Annotated in this window: 18 protein-coding genes; 6 read left to right on the top strand and 12 right to left on the bottom strand. The window is 58.5% G+C overall.

Annotation, left to right across the window (positions count from 1 at the left end; genetic code table 11):
• Positions 1–175: 175 nt before the first annotated feature.
• Positions 176–814 carry a bifunctional nicotinamidase/pyrazinamidase gene (gene pncA, locus AUC60_RS00090; protein ID WP_087263831.1) on the top strand — a complete coding sequence of 213 codons (639 nt, stop codon included), beginning with the start codon at positions 176–178 and terminating at the stop codon, positions 812–814.
• Between the two features lie 18 nt (positions 815–832).
• Here pncA and AUC60_RS00085 read toward each other — a convergent pair whose 3' ends face one another.
• A complete protein-coding gene (locus tag AUC60_RS00085) occupies positions 833–2602 on the bottom strand; it encodes a S8/S53 family peptidase (RefSeq protein ID WP_087263829.1) in 1770 nt (589 codons plus the stop codon).
• A 55-nt stretch (positions 2603–2657) separates the two neighbouring features.
• Positions 2658–3143, bottom strand: coding sequence for a GNAT family N-acetyltransferase (locus AUC60_RS00080; protein WP_087263827.1), 486 nt, complete (start codon positions 3141–3143; stop codon positions 2658–2660).
• A 140-nt stretch (positions 3144–3283) separates the two neighbouring features.
• Here AUC60_RS00080 and AUC60_RS00075 point away from each other — a divergent pair, with 140 nt between their 5' ends.
• From AUC60_RS00075 to AUC60_RS00065, 3 genes are all read left to right on the top strand, one after another.
• Positions 3284–4210 carry a formate/nitrite transporter family protein gene (locus AUC60_RS00075; RefSeq protein WP_087263825.1) on the top strand — a complete coding sequence of 309 codons (927 nt, stop codon included), beginning with the start codon at positions 3284–3286 and terminating at the stop codon, positions 4208–4210.
• A gap of 173 nt (positions 4211–4383) precedes the next feature.
• Positions 4384–5067, top strand: coding sequence for a response regulator transcription factor (locus AUC60_RS00070; RefSeq protein ID WP_087263823.1), 684 nt, complete (start codon positions 4384–4386; stop codon positions 5065–5067).
• A complete protein-coding gene (locus AUC60_RS00065; protein ID WP_087263821.1) occupies positions 5045–6436 on the top strand; it encodes a sensor histidine kinase in 1392 nt (463 codons plus the stop codon). Before AUC60_RS00070 ends, AUC60_RS00065 begins: the two co-directional genes overlap by 23 nt.
• Before the next feature lie 290 nt (positions 6437–6726).
• On the opposite strand, the gene AUC60_RS00060 is transcribed toward AUC60_RS00065, so the two are convergent.
• From AUC60_RS00060 to AUC60_RS00050, 3 genes are all read right to left on the bottom strand, one after another.
• Positions 6727–7566 (bottom strand): amidohydrolase family protein, encoded by an 840-nt coding sequence (locus AUC60_RS00060; RefSeq protein WP_087263818.1) that lies wholly within the window; start codon positions 7564–7566, stop codon positions 6727–6729.
• Between the two features lie 82 nt (positions 7567–7648).
• Entirely contained in the window at positions 7649–8938 is a 1290-nt protein-coding gene (locus AUC60_RS00055) for an MFS transporter (RefSeq protein ID WP_087263816.1), read from the bottom strand.
• 147 nt (positions 8939–9085) lie between these two features.
• A complete protein-coding gene (locus tag AUC60_RS00050; protein WP_167384290.1) occupies positions 9086–9817 on the bottom strand; it encodes a GntR family transcriptional regulator in 732 nt (243 codons plus the stop codon).
• 169 nt (positions 9818–9986) lie between these two features.
• Between AUC60_RS00050 and AUC60_RS00045 the strand changes: the two genes are divergently transcribed.
• A complete protein-coding gene (locus AUC60_RS00045) occupies positions 9987–10994 on the top strand; it encodes a DUF4917 family protein (protein WP_405622764.1) in 1008 nt (335 codons plus the stop codon).
• A gap of 278 nt (positions 10995–11272) precedes the next feature.
• On the opposite strand, the gene AUC60_RS00040 is transcribed toward AUC60_RS00045, so the two are convergent.
• From AUC60_RS00040 to AUC60_RS00010, 7 genes are all read right to left on the bottom strand, one after another.
• Positions 11273–12562: an MSMEG_0569 family flavin-dependent oxidoreductase gene (locus AUC60_RS00040; RefSeq protein ID WP_087263812.1), complete on the bottom strand. Its 1290-nt coding sequence runs from the start codon at positions 12560–12562 to the stop codon at positions 11273–11275.
• A 143-nt stretch (positions 12563–12705) separates the two neighbouring features.
• Positions 12706–13026, bottom strand: coding sequence for an MSMEG_0570 family nitrogen starvation response protein (locus AUC60_RS00035; protein WP_087263810.1), 321 nt, complete (start codon positions 13024–13026; stop codon positions 12706–12708).
• A 1-nt stretch (position 13027) separates the two neighbouring features.
• Positions 13028–14056, bottom strand: a complete 1029-nt coding sequence (locus AUC60_RS00030) for a sll0787 family AIR synthase-like protein (RefSeq protein WP_087263808.1) — start codon at positions 14054–14056, stop codon at positions 13028–13030.
• Complete coding sequence (locus AUC60_RS00025) at positions 14049–14609, bottom strand: MSMEG_0567/Sll0786 family nitrogen starvation N-acetyltransferase (protein ID WP_087263807.1); 561 nt, start codon at positions 14607–14609, stop codon at positions 14049–14051. Before AUC60_RS00025 ends, AUC60_RS00030 begins: the two co-directional genes overlap by 8 nt.
• 25 nt (positions 14610–14634) lie before the next feature.
• On the bottom strand, positions 14635–15717 hold the full coding sequence (locus AUC60_RS00020) for an MSMEG_0568 family radical SAM protein (protein WP_087263805.1): 1083 nt from the start codon (positions 15715–15717) through the stop codon (positions 14635–14637).
• Positions 15704–16672: a Nit6803 family nitrilase gene (locus AUC60_RS00015; RefSeq protein WP_087263803.1), complete on the bottom strand. Its 969-nt coding sequence runs from the start codon at positions 16670–16672 to the stop codon at positions 15704–15706. The genes AUC60_RS00020 and AUC60_RS00015 overlap by 14 nt, the downstream gene beginning before the upstream one ends.
• 293 nt (positions 16673–16965) lie before the next feature.
• Positions 16966–17448 carry an MSMEG_0572/Sll0783 family nitrogen starvation response protein gene (locus tag AUC60_RS00010; protein ID WP_087263801.1) on the bottom strand — a complete coding sequence of 161 codons (483 nt, stop codon included), beginning with the start codon at positions 17446–17448 and terminating at the stop codon, positions 16966–16968.
• Positions 17449–17687: 239 nt separating this feature from the next.
• Between AUC60_RS00010 and AUC60_RS00005 the strand changes: the two genes are divergently transcribed.
• On the top strand, positions 17688–19586 hold the full coding sequence (locus AUC60_RS00005) for a sigma 54-interacting transcriptional regulator (protein WP_087263799.1): 1899 nt from the start codon (positions 17688–17690) through the stop codon (positions 19584–19586).
• Positions 19587–19767: the final 181 nt, after the last annotated feature.

The following is a 19767-nucleotide window of genomic DNA, read 5'->3' as shown; positions in this document are numbered from 1 at the left end:
TCATCCCTGACACCCGCTGTCGTGCGGCAGACAGAAAACCTATATTTTCTGGCTCGACCAAAGTCCTGTAGCCGCCCCCGAAGGCTGCGAAGCGTTCATTCTGATACAGCGCCATCGCAGCCTTCGGCAGCTCCTACAGGGAAGGCGTTCCATTTCAGAATTCAGGAGTTACACCATGAACCCAAACGCATTCGGTCTCGACAGCGTTTTGCTGGTCATCGACATGCAATACGACTTCATGCCCGGAGGCGCGCTGGCAGTGGCCGAGGGCGATGCGTTGGTGCCGCTGATCAACCGGCTTGGCCAGCAGTTTCAGGGCGTGGTCATTACACAGGACTGGCATCCGGCTGGGCATATTTCCTTTGCCTCCAGCCACTCAGGTCGCGTGCCATTCGAAATCACCACCCTGCCCTATGGCCCGCAAACCCTTTGGCCGGACCACTGCATTCAAGGCAGCCATGGCGCACAACTGCATGCGGATCTGGACCTGCCCCACGCGCAGCTGATCTTGCGCAAAGGCTGCAACTCGCACATCGACAGCTATTCCGCATTCCTCGAAGCTGACCGCCAGACACCCACAGGCCTGGCCAGCTACCTGAAGGAGCGCGGCGTTCAGAACGTGTTTGTGGTCGGTCTGGCGCTGGACTTCTGTGTCGCATGGTCAGCACTGGATGCAAGAGCCGCCGGGTTCACCACCCTGGTCATCGCCGATGCCTGTCGGGCCATCGACATGAACGGCTCGCTGGACAAGGCCTGGCAAGACATGACGGCGGCAGGCGTGACACGCATCGAAAGCAGTGAACTGCTCAAATAACCGTTCAAAGATAGCCGATCAGCGCTCTCGTTTGAGGCTCTGTACCGACAGATCCAGCGCCTTCTGCATGTCCAGACGTGCCGAGCGGCCGATGTTCTTGTCGTCCATCTGATAATTGCGTTCAGACGGCAGAATCGGTGCCGTAAGGTCATCGGCGTCCATGGCTTCGAAATCGAAGTTGCCACCGATAGGCATGGCGCTGCGACGCAACAGCATGCGCAGTTGTTCGGGCGTCAGCTTCGGGTTGATCGACAGCATGGCCGCGACAATCCCGGTAACCATCGGCGTGGCGTAAGACGTACCGCAATGCACCGCGCCTTGCTCACCCGCTGTAAGGGTCGATGCCCGTGTGCAGGCTGCGGCCATGATGTCGACACGACTATCAACGTTGGATGACTCGCGCTTCTCGACGTAAGCCGGATCATCAATGGGCAGATCGTCATCCTTGCTGCGCTGATGTCCGCCCACCACCAGCAACTGATCCGTGATGAACGAAGACGGCAAGCGGTACTCGTCCGTCCCGGAGAACGACGAGCCGTTGCCCGCCGAGTTGATCACTACGACGTCGGGGTGTTTACGCCGCAACCAGAGAAAAAACTCTTCCAGCAATTCCTCGTAGCCCGACATTGCGATGCCAGACCTAAGTAACGAATCCACCTCATCGCCCTGCACGTTTTTCGCGCCGACCCGATGCAGTCCCCAGCTCCAGTTGAGCACCCGCGCGCCGTCTTCCACCAGATTGACCGAGGCCGCGACATTCGCGGTGATGCCCGCATCCGAGTTGCGCTCGACAATCACCTCGAAGCCATCGCTCACGCCGTCAAGCGCCCGAAGGAAGCCGGTGTTGCCGCCTTTCGCCGTATCCGCCGCCAGAATCCCGGCCACGGTGGAGCCATGCCCGTCGGGCTTCTTCGCGTCACGGGCGTACAGGCAGGTGCGCGGCTTGCCTGATTTGCAGTCGCCCAGGTAATCGGAGAAATCAGGGGCATCAAAATCCACTTCGCGCTCGATGATCCCAATGCGAATCGGCACCGGCTTGATCGGCGACGTGACCGCGGGAATCCTGCGCTGGTAGTAATTGACCGCGTCCATGAAACGGTTGGCCGCCCACTGATCCTGAGTCGGCTTGGCTTGCTTGCCATCGCTGGGGGCTGCTTCGCCTTCAGGAGATTCTGCGGCTGACTCCTCGACCACCACGGCATCGACACTGACCTCACTGCCCATGCGCAGCACCATGGCGTCGCGCTGCACCAAGTCAGTCACCGGCAGGCGCAATTGGTAAGTGTTGAGCGGCGCGATGGAGCCGACGACCGTGGAGCCGTACTTTTTCGCAATGCGCTCCGCCTCTTCTGCACCCTGGAATTTTTCTTCGATGATCACGCTGACCAGATCGACGTAACTGGTCAGGCCATCCATGTTCCTGGCGACTTGTTGTGGCGTGGCTGCCAATACATGACTGCCCGCCATGCTCAGCCACACAGCATTACTGCTCTGCCCGGCCTGCTCCAGCCATAACGGTCCGCTGCGCCAGTTAGCAGAGGTCAGGCGCAATTTGAGTCGCTCACCGTCACGCTCAAGCAACTGAACCGGTACTGCCTTGCCGTCCAGTTTGAGCTGTACATCTCCGGCTTCAAGCCCGCGCACGCCGATGCAGAAGGTTTGCTGTTCACGTCCCAACAGATCGCCACAGCGCTGCAGCCGTTCGATACGAAGAGCCTCATTGGCCTGAACGGTTGAAACACCCGCCAGAGCGGCCATTAACACGGGGAACAACGTGCGACTGAGCATTGAACATTCCTGGGGACGTGACGTTAGCAGTCTGACTGCCGCGCCACTTCAGGGTTCAGGCTTCACCCAGCGCGAAGCGTTTGAGATTTTCCCCTTCCATTCGATAGCGCACCCACTCGTCCTGCGGCTCCGCGCCGATGGACTTATAGAAGTCGATGGCAGGCTGATTCCAGTCCAGCACGCTCCATTCGAAACGACCGCAGCCTGTGTCGTGGGCAATTTTAGCCAGGTGGCGCAACAGGTGTTTACCTGCACCGATACCGCGATGTTCGAGTGAAACGAACAAGTCTTCCAGGTACAGCCCCTTGCGACCCAGCCAGGTGGAATAACTCAGGAAGTACACGGCAAAACCGATCGGTTGATCATCCAGCAGGCAGATCAATGCCTTTGCCGGAGACGCTTCGTCAAACAGGCTACGCTCGATATCAGAGATGTCTGCCAGTACTTCATGCTCGGCCTTTTCATAGATAGCCAGCTCGGTAATGAAGCCCAGAATGACCTTGGCATCCGCTCTGGTAGCTTCACGAATCTGCAACGTCACGAATCTCTCCTTTTAATGATGGCTTTTTATGATTGAACCGGGTGTTCACCAGCGAACGACCGGCGGTGGATTGTGTCTCAACCATCAGCCCGGCGCAGCATTAAAACATCTACGCCTTCACTCGCATTTAAGGATGTTGTATGGAAGACAAAACAGAAGGCAGAACCCCCGGGTTATCCGCAGAAGAAGAACGCGAAGTCGACGAGAACCAGCCTCCCCGTGCGGCGGTGCTGCACGAGACCATTCGCATTCAGGGCGATCATGAACTGGAGCGCAGCGTTGCAGCGCTCTGGTGGTCGGCGTTGGCCGCAGGTTTGACCATGGGCTTGTCGCTGATGGCCATGGGATTGTTCAAGTCCCGCCTGCCGGACGTCGAGTCCAGCCATGTCATCGCCAGTCTCGGTTACTCGGCTGGTTTTCTCGCGGTCATCCTGGCTCGACAGCAATTGTTCACCGAAAACACGTTGACTGCGGTGCTGCCGATCATGAGCAAGCCGACCTTGAGTAACGTAGGTCGGTTATTGCGTTTATGGGGCGTGGTGCTGTTCGGCAACCTGTGCGGCACGCTGCTGGTGGCTTATGTGATGTTGAATTTGCCGATTTTCGATAGTCAGACTGACAAGGCGTTTCTGGAAATCGGCCGCAAGGTGATGGAAAACGACGTCATTCACATGTTTTCCAAAGGCATCGTGTCCGGCTGGATGATCGCCACCATGGTCTGGATGATTGCTTCCATGGAAGCCGCGAAGATCTGGATCATCGTGCTGATCACTTACCTGATGGCCCTCGGCGATTTCACCCATATCGTGGTCGGTTCGGCCGAGGCTTCGTATCTGGTGTTTGCCGGCGAGTTGTCCTGGAGTGACTTCTGGCTGGTATTCGCCGCACCGACACTGGGCGGCAACATCATTGGTGGCAGCTTCATCTTCGCCATTCTCAGCCATGCGCAGATCCGCAGCGAGAAAGACACAACGGCCAAGCTGGAGCGGGACCGCTTGAAGAAAATCGAAGAGAAGAAGCGCTTGAAGGAAGAAGAGCAGGCAGCTGCCGTCGAAAAAACGACCTGAATTGAAGTGATATCCCCTGTGGGAGCGGGCAAGTCGGGATGCCTCCCAGTCGCTTCCACAAGGGAAATCGCATTTCAACTCAGGCCAAATGCCAGATGAAATTTCTTTCAGAAACTGTTCAGGTCACATCAGCGAGAATAGGTTTTTGGCTGTAATCCCTTCAGGCAGGCAAGATGACCCGAATTTTGACCATCGAAGACGATGCCGTGACCGCCCAGGAAATCGTCGCGGAGTTGAGCAACCATGGCCTGGAGGTGGACTGGGTCGATAACGGCCGTGAAGGCCTTGCCCGTGCGGTGAGCGGCGACTACGACCTGATCACCCTGGACCGCATGCTGCCCGAAGTGGACGGCCTGGCCATCGTCACCACCTTGCGCGCTCAGGGTATTTTCACGCCAATCCTGATGATCAGCGCCTTGTCCGATGTCGACGAACGCGTACGTGGCCTGCGTGCCGGTGGCGATGACTATCTGGCCAAGCCCTTTGCCTCCGACGAGATGGCGGCCCGCGTTGAAGTCCTGTTACGCCGCCGCAACCCGGTGGCCGCTGCGGAAACCATTCTGCGGGTCGCCGATCTGGAGCTTAACCTGATCAAGCGCGAAGCCAGCCGCGGTCAACAGCCACTGAGTCTGCTGCCCACCGAATACAAACTGCTGGAATTCCTGATGCGTAACAGCGGGCAGATCATCACTCGCATGATGATTTTCGAGGAAGTCTGGGGTTATCACTTCGATCCCGGCACCAACCTGATCGACGTACACATTGGTCGTTTGCGGAAAAAAATCGATCCACCCGGCATGACCCCATTGATTCGAACCGTGCGAGGCTCGGGTTATGTCATTGCTGAACCCGTCTAAAGGCTGGCGTTCCTCTACCAGTCGCTTGCTGGCGCTGTACAGTTTTCTGTTCGTGGCCTGGAGCTGCACACTGATCGGCGTGGTGTACTGGGAAGTCAGCAGCTACCTGGAAAACCTCGCCCGCCACTCCCTCATGCAACGCCAGCAACTGTTTGCCCGCTTTGAAGGTGAGCAGTTGATCGAGGCGCTGACCTCCAGCATGACCTTCGACATGCGCGCCGTGGATGCCTACGGCCTGTTCGACGCGGAACTGCGCCCGCTCAATGGCCCGATAAAAACGGTTCCGGCCAGCCTGCCACTGGACGGCAAGATCCACCAGCTGAGCAACTGCGTCGACTCCGAAGATCCGCACATGCCGCAGGACACTTGTGATGCGGTGGCCAGTCAGACTCGCGACGGGCACTGGCTGGTGCTGGTGCGGGACAACGGTTCGCTGTTCGCTGTGACCACCCTGATTCTGCGCGCCCTGCTCTGGGGACTGTCACTGACGATTATTCCCGGCATTGCTGGCTGGCATTTGCTAAGCCGCCGGCCGCTGCAACGCATTCGCGATATTCAGGCCAGTGCAGAGACAATCGTCGCCGGCGATCTGGGTCGCCGTCTTCCGGTGTCGGCGCGCCGTGATGAACTGGACATGCTGGCGGTCATCGTCAACGCCATGCTCGATCGCATCGAAAAACTGATGAACGAGGTCAAAGGGGTCTGCGACAGCATCGCCCATGATCTGCGCACACCGCTGACCCGCTTGCGGGCGCAGTTGTATCGCATCCAGCAACAATCACCGGAAGGCTCGTTGGTTGCGACACAAATGGGTCAAGTGATTGCCGAGGCAGATACGCTGATGGCGCGCTTTCGCGGCTTGCTGCGCATCTCGGAAATAGAGGACCACCAGCGCCGCTCGGCGTTTGTCGAAGTCGATCCTGGCGAGTTGCTGCAAGAGGTCCATGATTTTTACCTGCCGCTGGCCGAGGAAGGTGGCGTCAGCCTGTACCTGCGTGTGGAAGATCCACTGCCCCCGCTACTGGGTGATCGCGCCCTGCTCTTCGAAGCGTTGGCCAATCTGCTCAGCAACTCGATCAAATTCACCCCGCCCAATGGCAGTGTGATCCTGAGCGCAAGGGCGGATGGCGACAGCACCTGTCTTGAAGTTCAGGATTCCGGCCCCGGCATCCCGGAAGCCGAACGCCAGGCAGTGTTCCAGCGCTTTTACCGCAGCGAAGGCAGCACCCAGAAACACGGCTTTGGCCTCGGACTGTCAATCGTTGCGGCGATCGTCAACCTGCATGGTTTCACCCTGCACATCGGGACCAGCCCGCTGGGTGGTGCGAGGTTGACTCTGGAATGTCGGCAGACTGTAGCGTTGGTGTGACTGCGCGCAATAACAACAGTCAAGTTAGAACTGTAGGAGCGCACGAGCACCGCGACGCCGCGATGGCGGTAGTCAGGCGGGACGCTATCGCAGCCTTCGGCAGCTCCTACAGATCCCATGTTTGCTGCGCGACAGCGTGGTGTCACGGACACCGGGGCGATTCTTTCAGGTACAGATAATGAATGAACCCTGTAGGAGCGCACGAGCACCGCGAGGCCGCGATGGCGGTTATTCAGGCAGGACGCTATCGCAGCCTTCGGCAGCTCCTGCGGGTCATTCACGATTTCATTTCAAGGCACTTGAAAGCCAAACAGCACCCGCGGCGCCTCGACCATCAAGCCACGAAGTTCAGCGCCGGAACATCCAAGCCCCTGCAACTGGCCAATGACCCGAGCGAAATCAACCTCACTCTCATGCTGCGTATGCGGCCAGTCACTGCCCCATACCAGACGATTCAGACCGAAGCACTTGATCAGCAAAGGCATGGCCGCCCTGGCAAAACCGGCGTTTTGCTCAGCGCTGCCACCCAGACGGTAAATAGCCGAAACCTTGACCCATACCCGCCCGCTCAAACCACATTCCAGCAAGGCCTGAAATGCCGGATGATCAATTCCGAGCAGCGCGTCAGGGCGGCCAAAGTGATCCACTACGATCTTGCAGCCAAATGGCATCAGGCCCCGAATCAAGGTTGGAATATCTTCTACACCGCGATGCAATTCCACGTGCCAGCCCAGCGCTGATACTTCATCAAGAAGAAGCTTCCAGGCCGGCTCGGTGAAGTCAGGTAAAGGCTTGCCCATCAGGTTCAGACGAATGCCGACGATGCCCTGCTCGTCCATCTGCCGCAGCTCTTCGCGGCTGATGTCACTGTCAACCACCGCCACCCCACGCAGTTGCTCGGGCGCTCTGGCCAGCGCGTCCAGCAGATATTTATTGTCAGTGCCGAGAAAGCTCGGTTGCACCAGCACGCCGTGGCTCAGACCGTTGTCACGGAGTTGCTGCAGATAAGCCTCAAGGGTGGCGTCATAGTCGGGCGTATAACGGCGACCTGCCGTCAGGCTCAGATCACGGCTGAACACATGGGCGTGGCCATCGATACCGATGATCGGGAAGGTACTGGAATCAGGCATGGAGCTCATCTATCAAGGAGGCGCGGTGCATACGCACCGCGCGTGGATCTACTGCAAACCAGACGCTGAATCAAACATCAGGTCAGGCTTGCTGTGGCGCTTCACGTCCTTGAGTCGCATCAGTTTCAGGCGTGGTCGCTTCCAGACTGCGGCCACGGGTTTCGGGCAGGCAAAGCGCGGCGATCACTGCCACGCCGTAGGCGATACCGGCATCGATGCCGATGGCGGTGCCCAACGACATGGACTCGCTCATGTGACCGACCATGAACGGGAACACTGCCGACAGCACACGGCCGAAGTTGTAGCAAAAGCCCACCCCTGCACCGCGCACATCTGCCGGGTAAAGCTCGTTGAAGAACGAACCGAGGCTGGCCGGAATACCGGCGGCAAAGAAGCCCAGCGGGAAGCCGAGGAACAGCATTTGCGTGTTGGTCAGCGGCATAAACACATAGCACTGCACCGTCACCACGCAGCAGATGGCGAACAGCAGGATGTTCATGCGGCGACCGATACGGTCAATCAGGAAGCCACTGGCAACGCAACCACACCAGAACGCAACGATGATCACCGCCAGATAACCGCCGGAGTTCAACACCGACAGGTTGCGCTCGGTTTTCAGGAACGTCGGCAACCAGGTCATCACCGCGTGGTAACCACCGTGAGCCCCCAGACCGAGGATGCCGCCAAGCAGGGTTACCCGCAGCAGTTCAGGACGGAAGATACCGGCCATGGATTTGAAGAAGCTTTTCGGCGTGGTCTTGTCTTTTTGCTGACGCTGGAAGCTGTCCGGCTCTTCAACGTTACGGCGTACCCAGATGATCAGCAGGGATGGCAGCAGACCCACGAGGAACATCGCCCGCCAGGCAATATCCTGCGGTACCAGCGAATAAATCAGGGTGAAGACAAGAACGGCCAGACCCCAACCTACCGCCCAGGCGCTCTGCACAGTGCCCATCACCTTGCCGCGATATTTGGACTGGATGGTTTCTGCCATCAGCACCGCACCGGCCGCCCACTCGCCGCCGATGCCGAAGCCTTGCAGCGCCTTGACGATCAACAGCTGGTTAAAGCCGGTGACGAATGCCGACAGAAACGTGAAAAACGAGAACCAGAGAATCATCCACTGCAGAGTGCGTACCCGACCGTAACGATCCGACAGCGTACCGCCAACCCAGCCGCCCAGCGCCGACGTCACCAGCGTCACGCCGCTGATTAACCCGGCATCGCCCTTGGTCAGGGCAAACGCGGCAATCAGCGCGGGAATCGCCAGACCGAACATCTGTACTTCCAGCGCATCCAGTGACCAGCCACCAAAGCAGGCCCAAAACGTTTTGCGCTCACGAGGAGTGACTTGGCGATACCAACTGAACATGGTTTTTTGTCCTTAAAAGGGGTTACCCGGCGACGCTGCATGGGTCATATGGGAGCGAATTCATTGGCGAATGAATTCGCTCCCACCTGTGCATCCGTTTCAATCCAGGCAATTGCGGTTGTTTTATAAAAAGCTGCGGACGAACCGTCAGCGGATTTCCACGCTGTAACGGAAATGACTGGCGTGCCCACGCGAGCGGCGCCACTCCAGAGGTTCCCCGGCGTAGTTACGCGCCAGACGTTCAATCACCACCACCGGGCTGTTGACCGGAATCTGCAACAGACGCGCATGCACGTCGCTGACCGCTTCTGCCGTCAGGCTTTCTTCGGCGTAAGCGACCACTTGACCGCACAACGCTTCATAGATCGGGTAGAGCAACGGCCCCTGGCGCTGAAGGTCGTTGTCGAGCAAGGCCTGAAACTGAACCCGAGGCAGCCAGATTTCTTCGGCCAGCACCGGCTGCGCATCGAGCAAACGCAGACGCACCATACGAATCACCGGCGCGTCCGGAATCAGGCCAAGTGCCTGACTGACCGCCGACGGTGCAATCATGGGTTCAATCGACAGAATCCGGCTTTCCGGCACCTGCCGGGCACCCGAAGCGGTCTGGAAGCGGAAGAATCGGAACAACGAAGACTCAAACTGCGGACGACGGATAAACGTGCCACGGCCTTGCTGACGCTCAAGAATATTGTCGGCAACCAGCATGTCGATGGCTTTGCGCACCGTGCCGGTGGACAGGCAATACTCGCTGGACAGTGCAGCTTCGGTAGGAATCGCCTCGCCCGGACGCCAGCGATTGTTGGCAATCTGCTCGGCTAACTGGTCGCGCAGACGTTGATAGAGGGGTAAACGTTCGTCACTGGATAATCTGTTCATATTTTTATTTATCTAGTCATCTATATGAATGCAAGGCGAAGTATTGTCGCGATATCCAGGGTCGTCAAGGTAACCAGACGACATTTTTTCGTCCCGTTCTATAAGATGATCAGCTTTTAGCCTTTGCTGCTTCTGCAGAGGGCGATCTTTAAATGTGTAGTGAAGCGAGATGATGCAATTGACCGAAATTGATGCCGGACTGGCTGACTGGAACGACCTGAGAAATGCCCACGACGAAAGCTGGGGGTTATTGATGGGCAACGGTGCGAGTCTGGCGGTCTGGAAGAACTTCGCTTACGACTCGCTGTTCGACCTGTCCCAGACCACGCGCAGCAACCCGATGAGCCGCACTGAACTGGCCGTGTTCAGCGCCATGGATACACACAATTTCGAGCCCGTGCTGGCTGCGCTGAAATCAGCAATGCGGGTCAATGCTGCGTTGACCATCAGCTCGTCGTCGCCACGCAACCGTTACTTCGCCATCAAGGAAGCGCTGATCCACGCGATCCGTTCGGTGCATATTCCGTGGAAGCTGATCGAGGCCAATACCCTCGCCCGGCTGAACTCGGAGCTTCAGCTTTACACCAGCGTCTACTCAAGCAACTACGACCTGCTCGCTTATTGGGCTGTCATGCACGCGCCGGAGCACTTTGACGATTTGTTCAACGATGAGGCGACGTTCAATCTGCATTCTGTCAAGACCAACGCGACCCGTGTGCTGTATCTGCACGGCGGCATGCATCTGGTGAAAAACCTCGATGGCACGGTACGCAAGCTGTTGTCATCGGAAAGCTCGCTGCTGGGCAGCTTCGCTATCAATGCACTGGACGATGTGCCGCTGTTTATCAGCGAAGGCAGCAGCGCCGAAAAGATGAAGCTTGTCCGGACTTCGGATTACCTGTCGTTCTGTCATGGGCAACTGGCGCAACATGCTGACGCGCTGTGCATTTTCGGTCATGCACTGGGCAAGCAGGACGCGCATATCGTCGCCGCTATCCGCCAGGCTCGGCCTAAGCGAATCGCGATTTCGGTCCTGCCACGCAGCGCTGCGTTCATCGAGTTTCAGAAGCGGCATTACATTGAGTTGCTGGGTGATCTGGGTACCGAATTGAGCTTTTTCGATGCAAAGAGCCACCCGTTGGGCAGTGCGGAGTTGCTGGTTTCCAAAGCGCCGTAGTATCGCTTGTCCACTGACCCTCTAGCGGCCAAAGCCACTCTTAAGGGATTGCGCTCCTATCAAACGGACCTGAGCCTTTTCGGCCGGGGTAGGAGCGAACTTGTTCGCGAGGCGGTGTGCCTGAACAGCCGCGTAAACCCTCTCGCCAACAAGTTGCCTCCTACCTTAGAACGCCGCAAGCCTGGGCCTCTGGGGTGCAGACCTTCTCGCCTACAACTGCGCTCCTACCGGCCAGTATTTGCTGCGCGACAGCGCTGTGTCAGGGACACAGGGGCAGCCTACCCCGCACCCACCCGCCGCACCGGAGCCAACGCTTCAGCGATGTGCGCCACCAGATACTCCGCATCGCGCGCCACACCGGAAAACCTGCCCGAACCCCAGCTGTACAGCCACGGCAAGCCAAGGAAGTACAAGCCCGGCTGGGCGGTGATACCCCGTTTATGGCCGGGATGGCCGCGACCGTTGAATACGGGCGCTTCGACCCACGAGAAATCAGGCGTAAACCCGATGCACCAGACGATACTGGTGATGCCCGCCGCGTTCAGATCCAGCTCGGTACGCTCTTGCTCAGGCGTCCATTGCGGTGAATAAACCTCACCGGCCGGAGCATCGATACCGTGCTCCAGAATGTATTTGTCGATGGAAGCATTGATCCGGTTATAGACCGCGTCAGCGCTGTCGAGGCTTTGCCTGAGGTTGCTGGCAAATGTCAGCGTGTTGTCCTGCAGGCTCTGCAGACGTCCGAACAGTTCCATCCCCTCAACTGCGAAACGACGCAGGTCGATGTCGCGACCGCCATCACGCCCCGTGACGTAATGGTTGGTGTTGTCGCGCACGCCTTCCCGTAGTGGATGCGTGTCGACACCGATGTCGTAGTAGCCCATTTCGGCCAGCCAGTCGACTACGTCCTTGCCACGATAAAAGCGAGCGCAACGGGGTGCGTCGCCGACCGCCAGATACACCTTGCGCCCGGCCAGGTGCAGATCTTCGGCAATCTGCGCACCGCTTTGCCCCGAGCCCACCACCAAGACATTGCCTGCAGGCAGCGACTCAGCGTTGCGGTATTGCTCGGAGTGAATCTGGGTAATCTGCGTTGATACACGCTCGGCCAGACGCGGAATGATCGGCGTGTGATAACCGCCCGAGGCGACGATTACCTGATCAGCAGTGAACTCGCCTCTGGAGGTATGCACCTCAAAGCCGCCAACGGCTCTTGGCAACACACGCTGGACCACCACGCCCTCAAGCGCAGGCGCATTGACCGACGCGACAAAGCCCGCCAGATACTCGTTGATTTGATCCTTGGTCATGAAGCCATGAGGGTCTTTACCTTGATGCTCCACGCTGTAGCGATAACCCGGCAGCGCGCACTGCCAATTGGGGGTAACCAGACTGAAAGCATTCCAGCGCTGGGTACGCCAGGTGTGGGTCAGGCTGTGCTTTTCCAGTACCAGGTGATCAATGCCGTGAGCCTGTAAATAATGGCTGGCAGACAACCCGGCCTGCCCGCCGCCGACGATGATCACGCTGTGATGGGGTGGTTTGATTGACGTGAGAGGACTGGTCATGGGGGCTCCGGGATATTTAATTGAAATGAGTCCGTTGTGGGAGCCGGGCTTGCCCGCGATAAGAAAGGACACGATTCGATGTCAAACCGCGTCCAGCCTTATCGCGGGCAAGCCCGGCTCCCACAGGACCGCGACGTACTAGCCTAAAAAGAACTCCATCCCGAACTCGGCACGCGGCCGCCACCTTCAGTGCGCATGCTGATGACCTGCACCGCGCCCTCTTCCTGACGCATGGCCTGGCTCTTCAGGGAGTTGAGGGTGTCCATCGCCGAACTGCAGTAGAAGCCTTTGACCTGCTTGACCCGCTCCGAAGCATTGTTTAGGCCGCCCTCGATGCGAGCCAGAAAGTCCGCCAGCGGATAACTGGCGCCTTCCTGCAAGTGGTCGTAGATCACCGTCGAAGGTGAATAGCCGGATGCTTCTTTGCCGTTGGGCCAGCGAATGGTGAAATTGACAGCGGGCATGTCAGTGCTCCTGTTGGGTATTCAATGAGGACAGATCAAGGTGGCCGTAACTGAACCCGGTGAACGCCTGTTCGGTGAGATTCCAGAATGACGCGTGTTGCGAACCCGTCTGCACAGTCAGCGCAGCGCTGGCGTTGACCTGACCGATGCGTTCGCAGCACAGCCCTTCAAAGGCGAAGGCGGCCTGCACGTTGGGCCAGTCTTTTTCGTCAAGGGTCATGAGGAAGCCGTAGCTGGGGAAGACTTGCAGCCAGCGCTGCGGATCTGCATCCGGCGGGCATGGCAGTGCGCTCAAATCCACATGCCCGCCACAACCGGTGGCCTCCAGCAGCATCAGCAGGCTGCCCAATACTCCCGCGTTGCTGATGTCCTTGGCGGCATGCAGCAACTGCGCTTCGGCCAGACGTGGCAACACTTCCAGCTTGCTGCGCAGCCGTGAAGCCGGGACACCTTCAAACGCTTTCCAATAGGTTGTGTCCGCATGCCACTGGCCTTCGAGGTCAACCACCATGGCAATCACTTGCCCCGGCGCGACATGCAGGCTGGACAGCAATTTGCTGGCGATACCGGTAATCGCCACAGCCAATGCCGTCGGGTTGCCGTTGGCCAGGCTGGTATGCCCGCCCGCCAGCATCATCCCGTAGGCTTCACAGGCGGCGCGAATCCCTGCCAATACCTGCTGCGCGGCGTCTTGATCATGGTGCCAATACGCATTGACCACGGCGGTGGCCCTACCGCCCATGGCAGTGATATCGCTGACATTGGCCATCACCGCTGACCAGCCAGCGAACCACGGCGCGGCGCTGACGAATCCCGGCAACATGCCTTCAATCGCCAACAGCTGATAATGCTCGCCACAGGCAATGGCGGCGGTGTCATCGCCGGGCAAGGCGTACAACTCGGCACGGGTGAGCGTTTTGTCAGTCACACCGATCAATGAGGCAGACTGCTGAATAGCCTGCTTGGAGAGCATCGCCGGGGTGTTGCGCAACAGTTCGAGCAGTGCTTGCAGATCGTTGATCTCACGCATGGCGAGCCGCCTTCAACGTGCGCAGGGACACCTGACGCGGCATGAAGGGATAGCGCGTCAGATCGGCCTGCATCAGGCAGTGAGGTTGGCCGAGCAATTCAAGGTGATTCAGGGTCTGCCAATGCAGCGCCTGAAAATACAGCTCGTTCGCTGTTTGCACAGTGGCGTGAAAGACCTCGCAGCCCAGATCCTTGGCCCGCGATACCGCTTCGTTAACCAGCGCCTTGCCAATCATGCTGTGGCGTCGATAGGCCGGCGCAACGCACAAGCGTCCGCCAAACCACAGGCCAGGTTCGGGCTGGTAAATCCGTACCGCGCCGACCACCTGATCAGCCATGCCGCAATTACCGGCCAACGCAACAATCGCAATCGCCTGAAAGTCGTGACCGTCCTTGTCTTGCGCCAATAGTTGTTGCTCATCGGAGAACACCGCACGGCGTAGCGCGTAATAAGCCTGTTTCTCCCAATGTTCGGTGGCCGGTTTAACCAGCAGTTCACCGGCACGAAACGGCTCGAACGTGCTGTCGACAAGCGCAAAGGCAAGGCTGGACATAGCGTTTCTCCCTGGATAAACCGGCTTACTCGTAGTTCTTCAATGCCGAGCACGCGCCGCACTTGGCGCAACCGGCGTTGATCTGCTCGGAATGCAAACCGTGGCGACGCAGGCTTGCGCCGATCTGCGGGTACAAGCGCGCCATCATGGCGCTGTCGGGTTTGGGATGACGGGCCAGTGGAGTGCCGTCGATGGGTACAAAAGGCACCACGAACGGGTACACGCCCAATTCGCACAAACGCTCACTCATTTCGGTGATCGCCGCTTCGCTGTCGCCGAGTCCAGCGAGGATATAAGTGCTGACCTGACCGCGACCGAACACGTCGACCGCCGCACTGAACGCATCGAAATAACGCGACAGGGGCACTTCGGCCTTGCCCGGCATGATCCGCTGACGAACCGCGTCCGTAACCGCCTCCAGGTGCATACCCAGTGACACCACTCCGCTATCGCGCAGACGGGTGAACCAGGCGTCGTCATCCGGCGGCTCGCATTGCGCCTGAATCGGCAGATCTACTGCGGCCGTCACCGCGGCTGCGGACTCACACAGAATGGCTGCACCGCGATCAGGTGTTTGTGGCGTGCCGGTGGTCATCACCATGTGTTTGACGCCATCGAGCTCAACCGCCGCTTTTGCCACTTCAGCCAGTTGCTGCGGACGTTTGCGGGCAATGGTTTTACCCGCAGCAAGGGATTGGCCGATGGCGCAGAACTGGCAGGACGTACCGCGATCATTGAAACGAATGCAATGCTGCAGAACGGTCGTTGCGAGCACATCGCTGCTGTGCAAAGTGGCGATTTTCCAGTAGGGAACGCCGTCATCGGTGCTCAACCCGTAAAACTTCGGCACGCCGGGCATTTTCACTTCGCCGACCTGCAAACCCTGACGAAAGATCAATGCCTGGCTGCCGTCCTCGCTGGGCTGCGCCTGATACGGAGAATCCTGAGAAGCCTGATTGAGGATCGGCACCATCATGGTCCGACTGCCGAAACTGAGCGCCTTGTGGTCTGACGGCCCTGCGCCACCCTGACGCGACAAACCGTTGTGCGCGGCGGGCCAGCGCACCCCGTGACATTGCAGCTCGGCCAGCAATTCATTGGTCCGCATGGGCAAGCTCCTCGGTTTTCAACTGCGCTGCGCGTTCGTGCACATGGGCAGTGGGGGTGCGATCAATCAGCAGGCTGAGCAGTTCCGGACGGCTGTAATGCCCCACCGAATCCATCATGCGTTTACGCTTATCGATCAATGCCAGATCCAGATCAGCAATCACCCAGCCTTCACCGGAACGCAGTGGCTCGCCGAGCAACTTACCTTCTGGAGAGACAATGGCCGTGAAGCAACCGCCGGAAATTGGAGCCAGGCTGCAGCCGGTGTCCTGCATGATCTGCCCTTGCTGATCGGCGTCCAGCCAGGCCGTGGCGTTGACCACGAAGCAGCCGGATTCAAGGGCGTGATGGCGGATAGTGACTTCGATCTGCTCGGCAAAAATGTCCCCTACCAATGAGCCGGGGAACATCGCCACATGAATCTGCTCGCCGTCGGCCATCAACGCATAGCGGGCCAACGGGTTGTAATGCTCCCAGCAGGCCAGCGAGCCAATGCGGCCGACCGCGCTGTCCACGGCACGCAACCCGGAACCATCGCCCTGCCCCCAAACCATTCGCTCGTGGTACGTCGGGGTGATTTTGCGGCGGTGCTGAATCAGCGTGCCGTCGGCATCAAACAGCAGTTGTGCGTTATAGATCGTGCCGCCGTCGCGCTCGTTAACACCGATGGAAGCGACAATCCCCGCTTCGCGACAGGCCTCACCGATCTGTCGGGTCACGTCGGAAGGAACCGTGACGGATTGCTCAAGGAGTTTCAGGTGTTCCTTGCCCATGGCGAAAGGCGGCTGGACGAAGGAGAAATAGGGGTAATACGGCACCACGGTTTCCGGAAAAACCGCGAACTGCACGCCCTCGCGCCCGAGCGCCAGCAAGGTTGTACAGAGCTTGGCGACAGTGGCTTCCCGGGAATACAGCACCGGGCTGAACTGAACGGCGGCGGCGCGGATGGTGGTCATGGTGGAGGTCCTGATAATGGATTTCGTACTCAAGCCCGTTGCTCCTGCACTACGCTGTTGCGCGGCAGACATTGGGCCCTGTAGGAGCGCACGAGCACCGCGAGGCCGCGATTGCGATGTGTCAGAAAGGACGCCATCGCTGCCTCGCGGAGCTCGTGAGCTCCTACAGAAAGTCATTTCAAATCAAATAATTAACTTATTTTGGTGAGAGCTGCCGAAGGCTGCGATGGGTAGAGAGTCAGGAACATCGCTTCGCAGCCTTCGGCAGCTCCTACAGGGGAATCCGTATTCTGTTACGCCGTCCAGGTATCGATAATCATCGCGCCCTCGCGGCGCATCAGCAGGCGCAGGTCCATGACGTCCAGCGGGTTGATGGGCCGAATACCTTCGATCAGGGCTTTTTCAGTTTGGCCGTACAGAGCCTGCAAGGCGAAACGGCAGGCGTAGACTTCGCCGCCTTCGGCCATGAACGCCTTGATCTGGTTGTTCACTGCCAGATGGCCGGGGAAGGCTTCCGCGCCCAGCGTCGGGAAACCGCGCTGCACACCCAGTTGCACGCCTGGCCCGTACAACAGGATTTTGGTCTCGAAGCCTTTGCGCAGCAGGCGCTTGGCCTGGAGCATGTTGACCAGCCCGATGGAACCTTCGAAAGCGATGGTGTGAAACGTGAGCAGGGCTTTTTCGCCGGGTTCGGCTTTGACGTCCTCGAAGACTTTTTCTTCGTAATTGACCAGGAAGTCGCCGTCTTGATAGTGAGCAATGTCCACGCTTGGCATATCGTCGTTCTCCAGTAAGTCATGTTTTTATCAGCGGCTTGCAACCGCCGGGGTGACACGAGGGAGAGAGCGAACGCCGTGCCAAAAATAAAATTGTTGTGCGTATGCAGGCTAACTCACTGATTATCTTTAAGATTCAAATCTGATCCGGTTTTTACGGATCTATCTGAGCCTATCGCTGGATCACGCATTCCCGTAGAAATACGAATCTTCGTAGCGCTGAATCACGAGATTTCGTAATGAGCGAGCCAGATTCTCTGACCGGCTGGGCCGATTTGGCCTATTCCTCGCGGCACATGGTGTTCGAACACTGCGCCGAGGCCATCGCCCTCCTCGACCCTGTGGCAGATCGCTTCGGCGACCTGAATGTGGCGGCCTGCAAGTTGCTCGGCTATCCACGTCAGGAACTGCTGGAGCTGCCGGTCAGCAAGTTGTTCGGTCATCAACTGGCCGATCTGATCGTCTTTACTCAAGCAGTCATGAATAAAGGCCGCGGCTGGACTGAAGACCTAAGCTGCAATTGCAAGACCGGCGAGCGTATCGAGCTGGAGTTGTCGGCGACCATCCTGCAGGTCAAAGGCAACCCGCAGCTGATTCTGGTGATGCGCGAAGCCAGCCATGAAAAGTATCAGCGTGATCAGGCCCACACCGAGCGCACCATGCGCGGCGGGCTGCTGGAATGGCGCAATATTCTCAACCTGTTTCAGGAAACCGAGCGCGACAATCAATTGCTGCTCAGCGCCGTGGGTGACGGTATTTACAGCATCAATACCGACGGCCTGGCGACTTTCGTCAACCCGGCCGGCGCGCGCATGCTGGGCTGGGAACCGGCAGACATGATCGGCAAGAACATCCACCGCATTCACCACCACACCCACGCCGACGGCAGCCATTACCCGGTAGAAGACTGCCCCATTTACAAAGCCGTACGCGATGGCGTGGTTCATGAAGGTCGGCAGGAAGTTTTCTGGCGTCGGGATGGCAGTTCGTTTCCGGTGGAATTCACCAGTACGCCGGTGATTGCCGATGGGCGCATTGCCGGTGCGGTGGTGGTATTCCGCGACATCACCGAGCGGCGGACTACGGAGAACCAACTGCACAACGCGCTCGAGGAGCTCAAGGTGCTCAAGCAGCGCCTTGAAGAACAAAACGCTTATCTGCAGGAAGAGATTCACATCGAACACAATTTTCGGGAAATCGTCGGCCAGAGTGAGCCAATCCTGAAAATCATCAAACAGATCGACGTCGTCGCGCCGACCGACGCCAGCGTGCTGATCAATGGAGAATCCGGGACCGGCAAAGAGTTGATTGCCCGGGCGATCCATCAGGCCAGTCGACGCAGTGCCAACCCGTTGATCAGGGTCAACTGCGCGGCGATCCCAACCGAGTTGTTTGAAAGCGAGTTCTTTGGCCATATCCGCGGCGCGTTTACCGGCGCGATTCGCGACCGCGTCGGGCGCTTCGAACTGGCGGATGGCGGCACGCTGTTCCTTGACGAAATCGGCGAGATCCCGCTGGAGTTGCAAAGCAAGCTGCTGCGGGTTTTACAGGAAGGTCAGTTCGAGCGGGTCGGTGAAGAACGTACGCGCAAGGTCGACGTGCGGATCATCGCGGCCACCAATCGCGATTTGCGTCAGGAGGTGACCGCCAGGCATTTCCGCGAGGATTTGTATTTCCGTCTGAACGTTTTTCCGATCCAGTCCCCGGCTTTGCGCGAGCGGCCTATGGATATCGCGCCGCTGGCGGCACACTTCCTCAAGCAGACCGCCAAGCGCCTGAACATGCCAGGGCGTCGACTGCGCAACAGCGACATCGAACGCCTGCAGCGCTATTCATGGCCGGGCAATATTCGTGAGCTGCAGAACGTGATCGAACGCGCGCTCATTACCTCTCACGGTGCTGATTTGAATATGGACTTGCCGGATGAGCCCAACAAAATCGAAGCCGCCCCTGCTCTGCTTTCCGCCACGAGCATCATGACCGACGCTCAAGTGAGAGAACTGGAACGAAGCAACATGCAGGCGGCACTCAAGGCCTGTAATGGCAAGTTGTTCGGCAAGGGAGGTGCAGCAGAGTTGCTGGGTTTGAAACCGACGACATTGGCGTCGCGGCTGAAGCGGCTGGATATTATCCTTTAGGGGTTCAAACACAGGATCTATTCGCGAGGCAGTTTCCCGCGTATGCAGGCCCAGCGCCCCGCCAACAAGTAAGCTCTCATCAAGCAAAATAAAATTTTCTGAGTTGGTTCGAATCCTGTAGGAGCTCACCGAGGTTACGAGGCCAGCGATGGCTGCGTGTCGGATAAACCGCCTTCGCTGG

It is taken from the genome of Pseudomonas caspiana (assembly GCF_002158995.1).
Taxonomy (GTDB): Bacteria; Pseudomonadota; Gammaproteobacteria; order Pseudomonadales; family Pseudomonadaceae; genus Aquipseudomonas; species Aquipseudomonas caspiana.
This window is presented reverse-complemented; position numbering and strand designations above follow the sequence as displayed.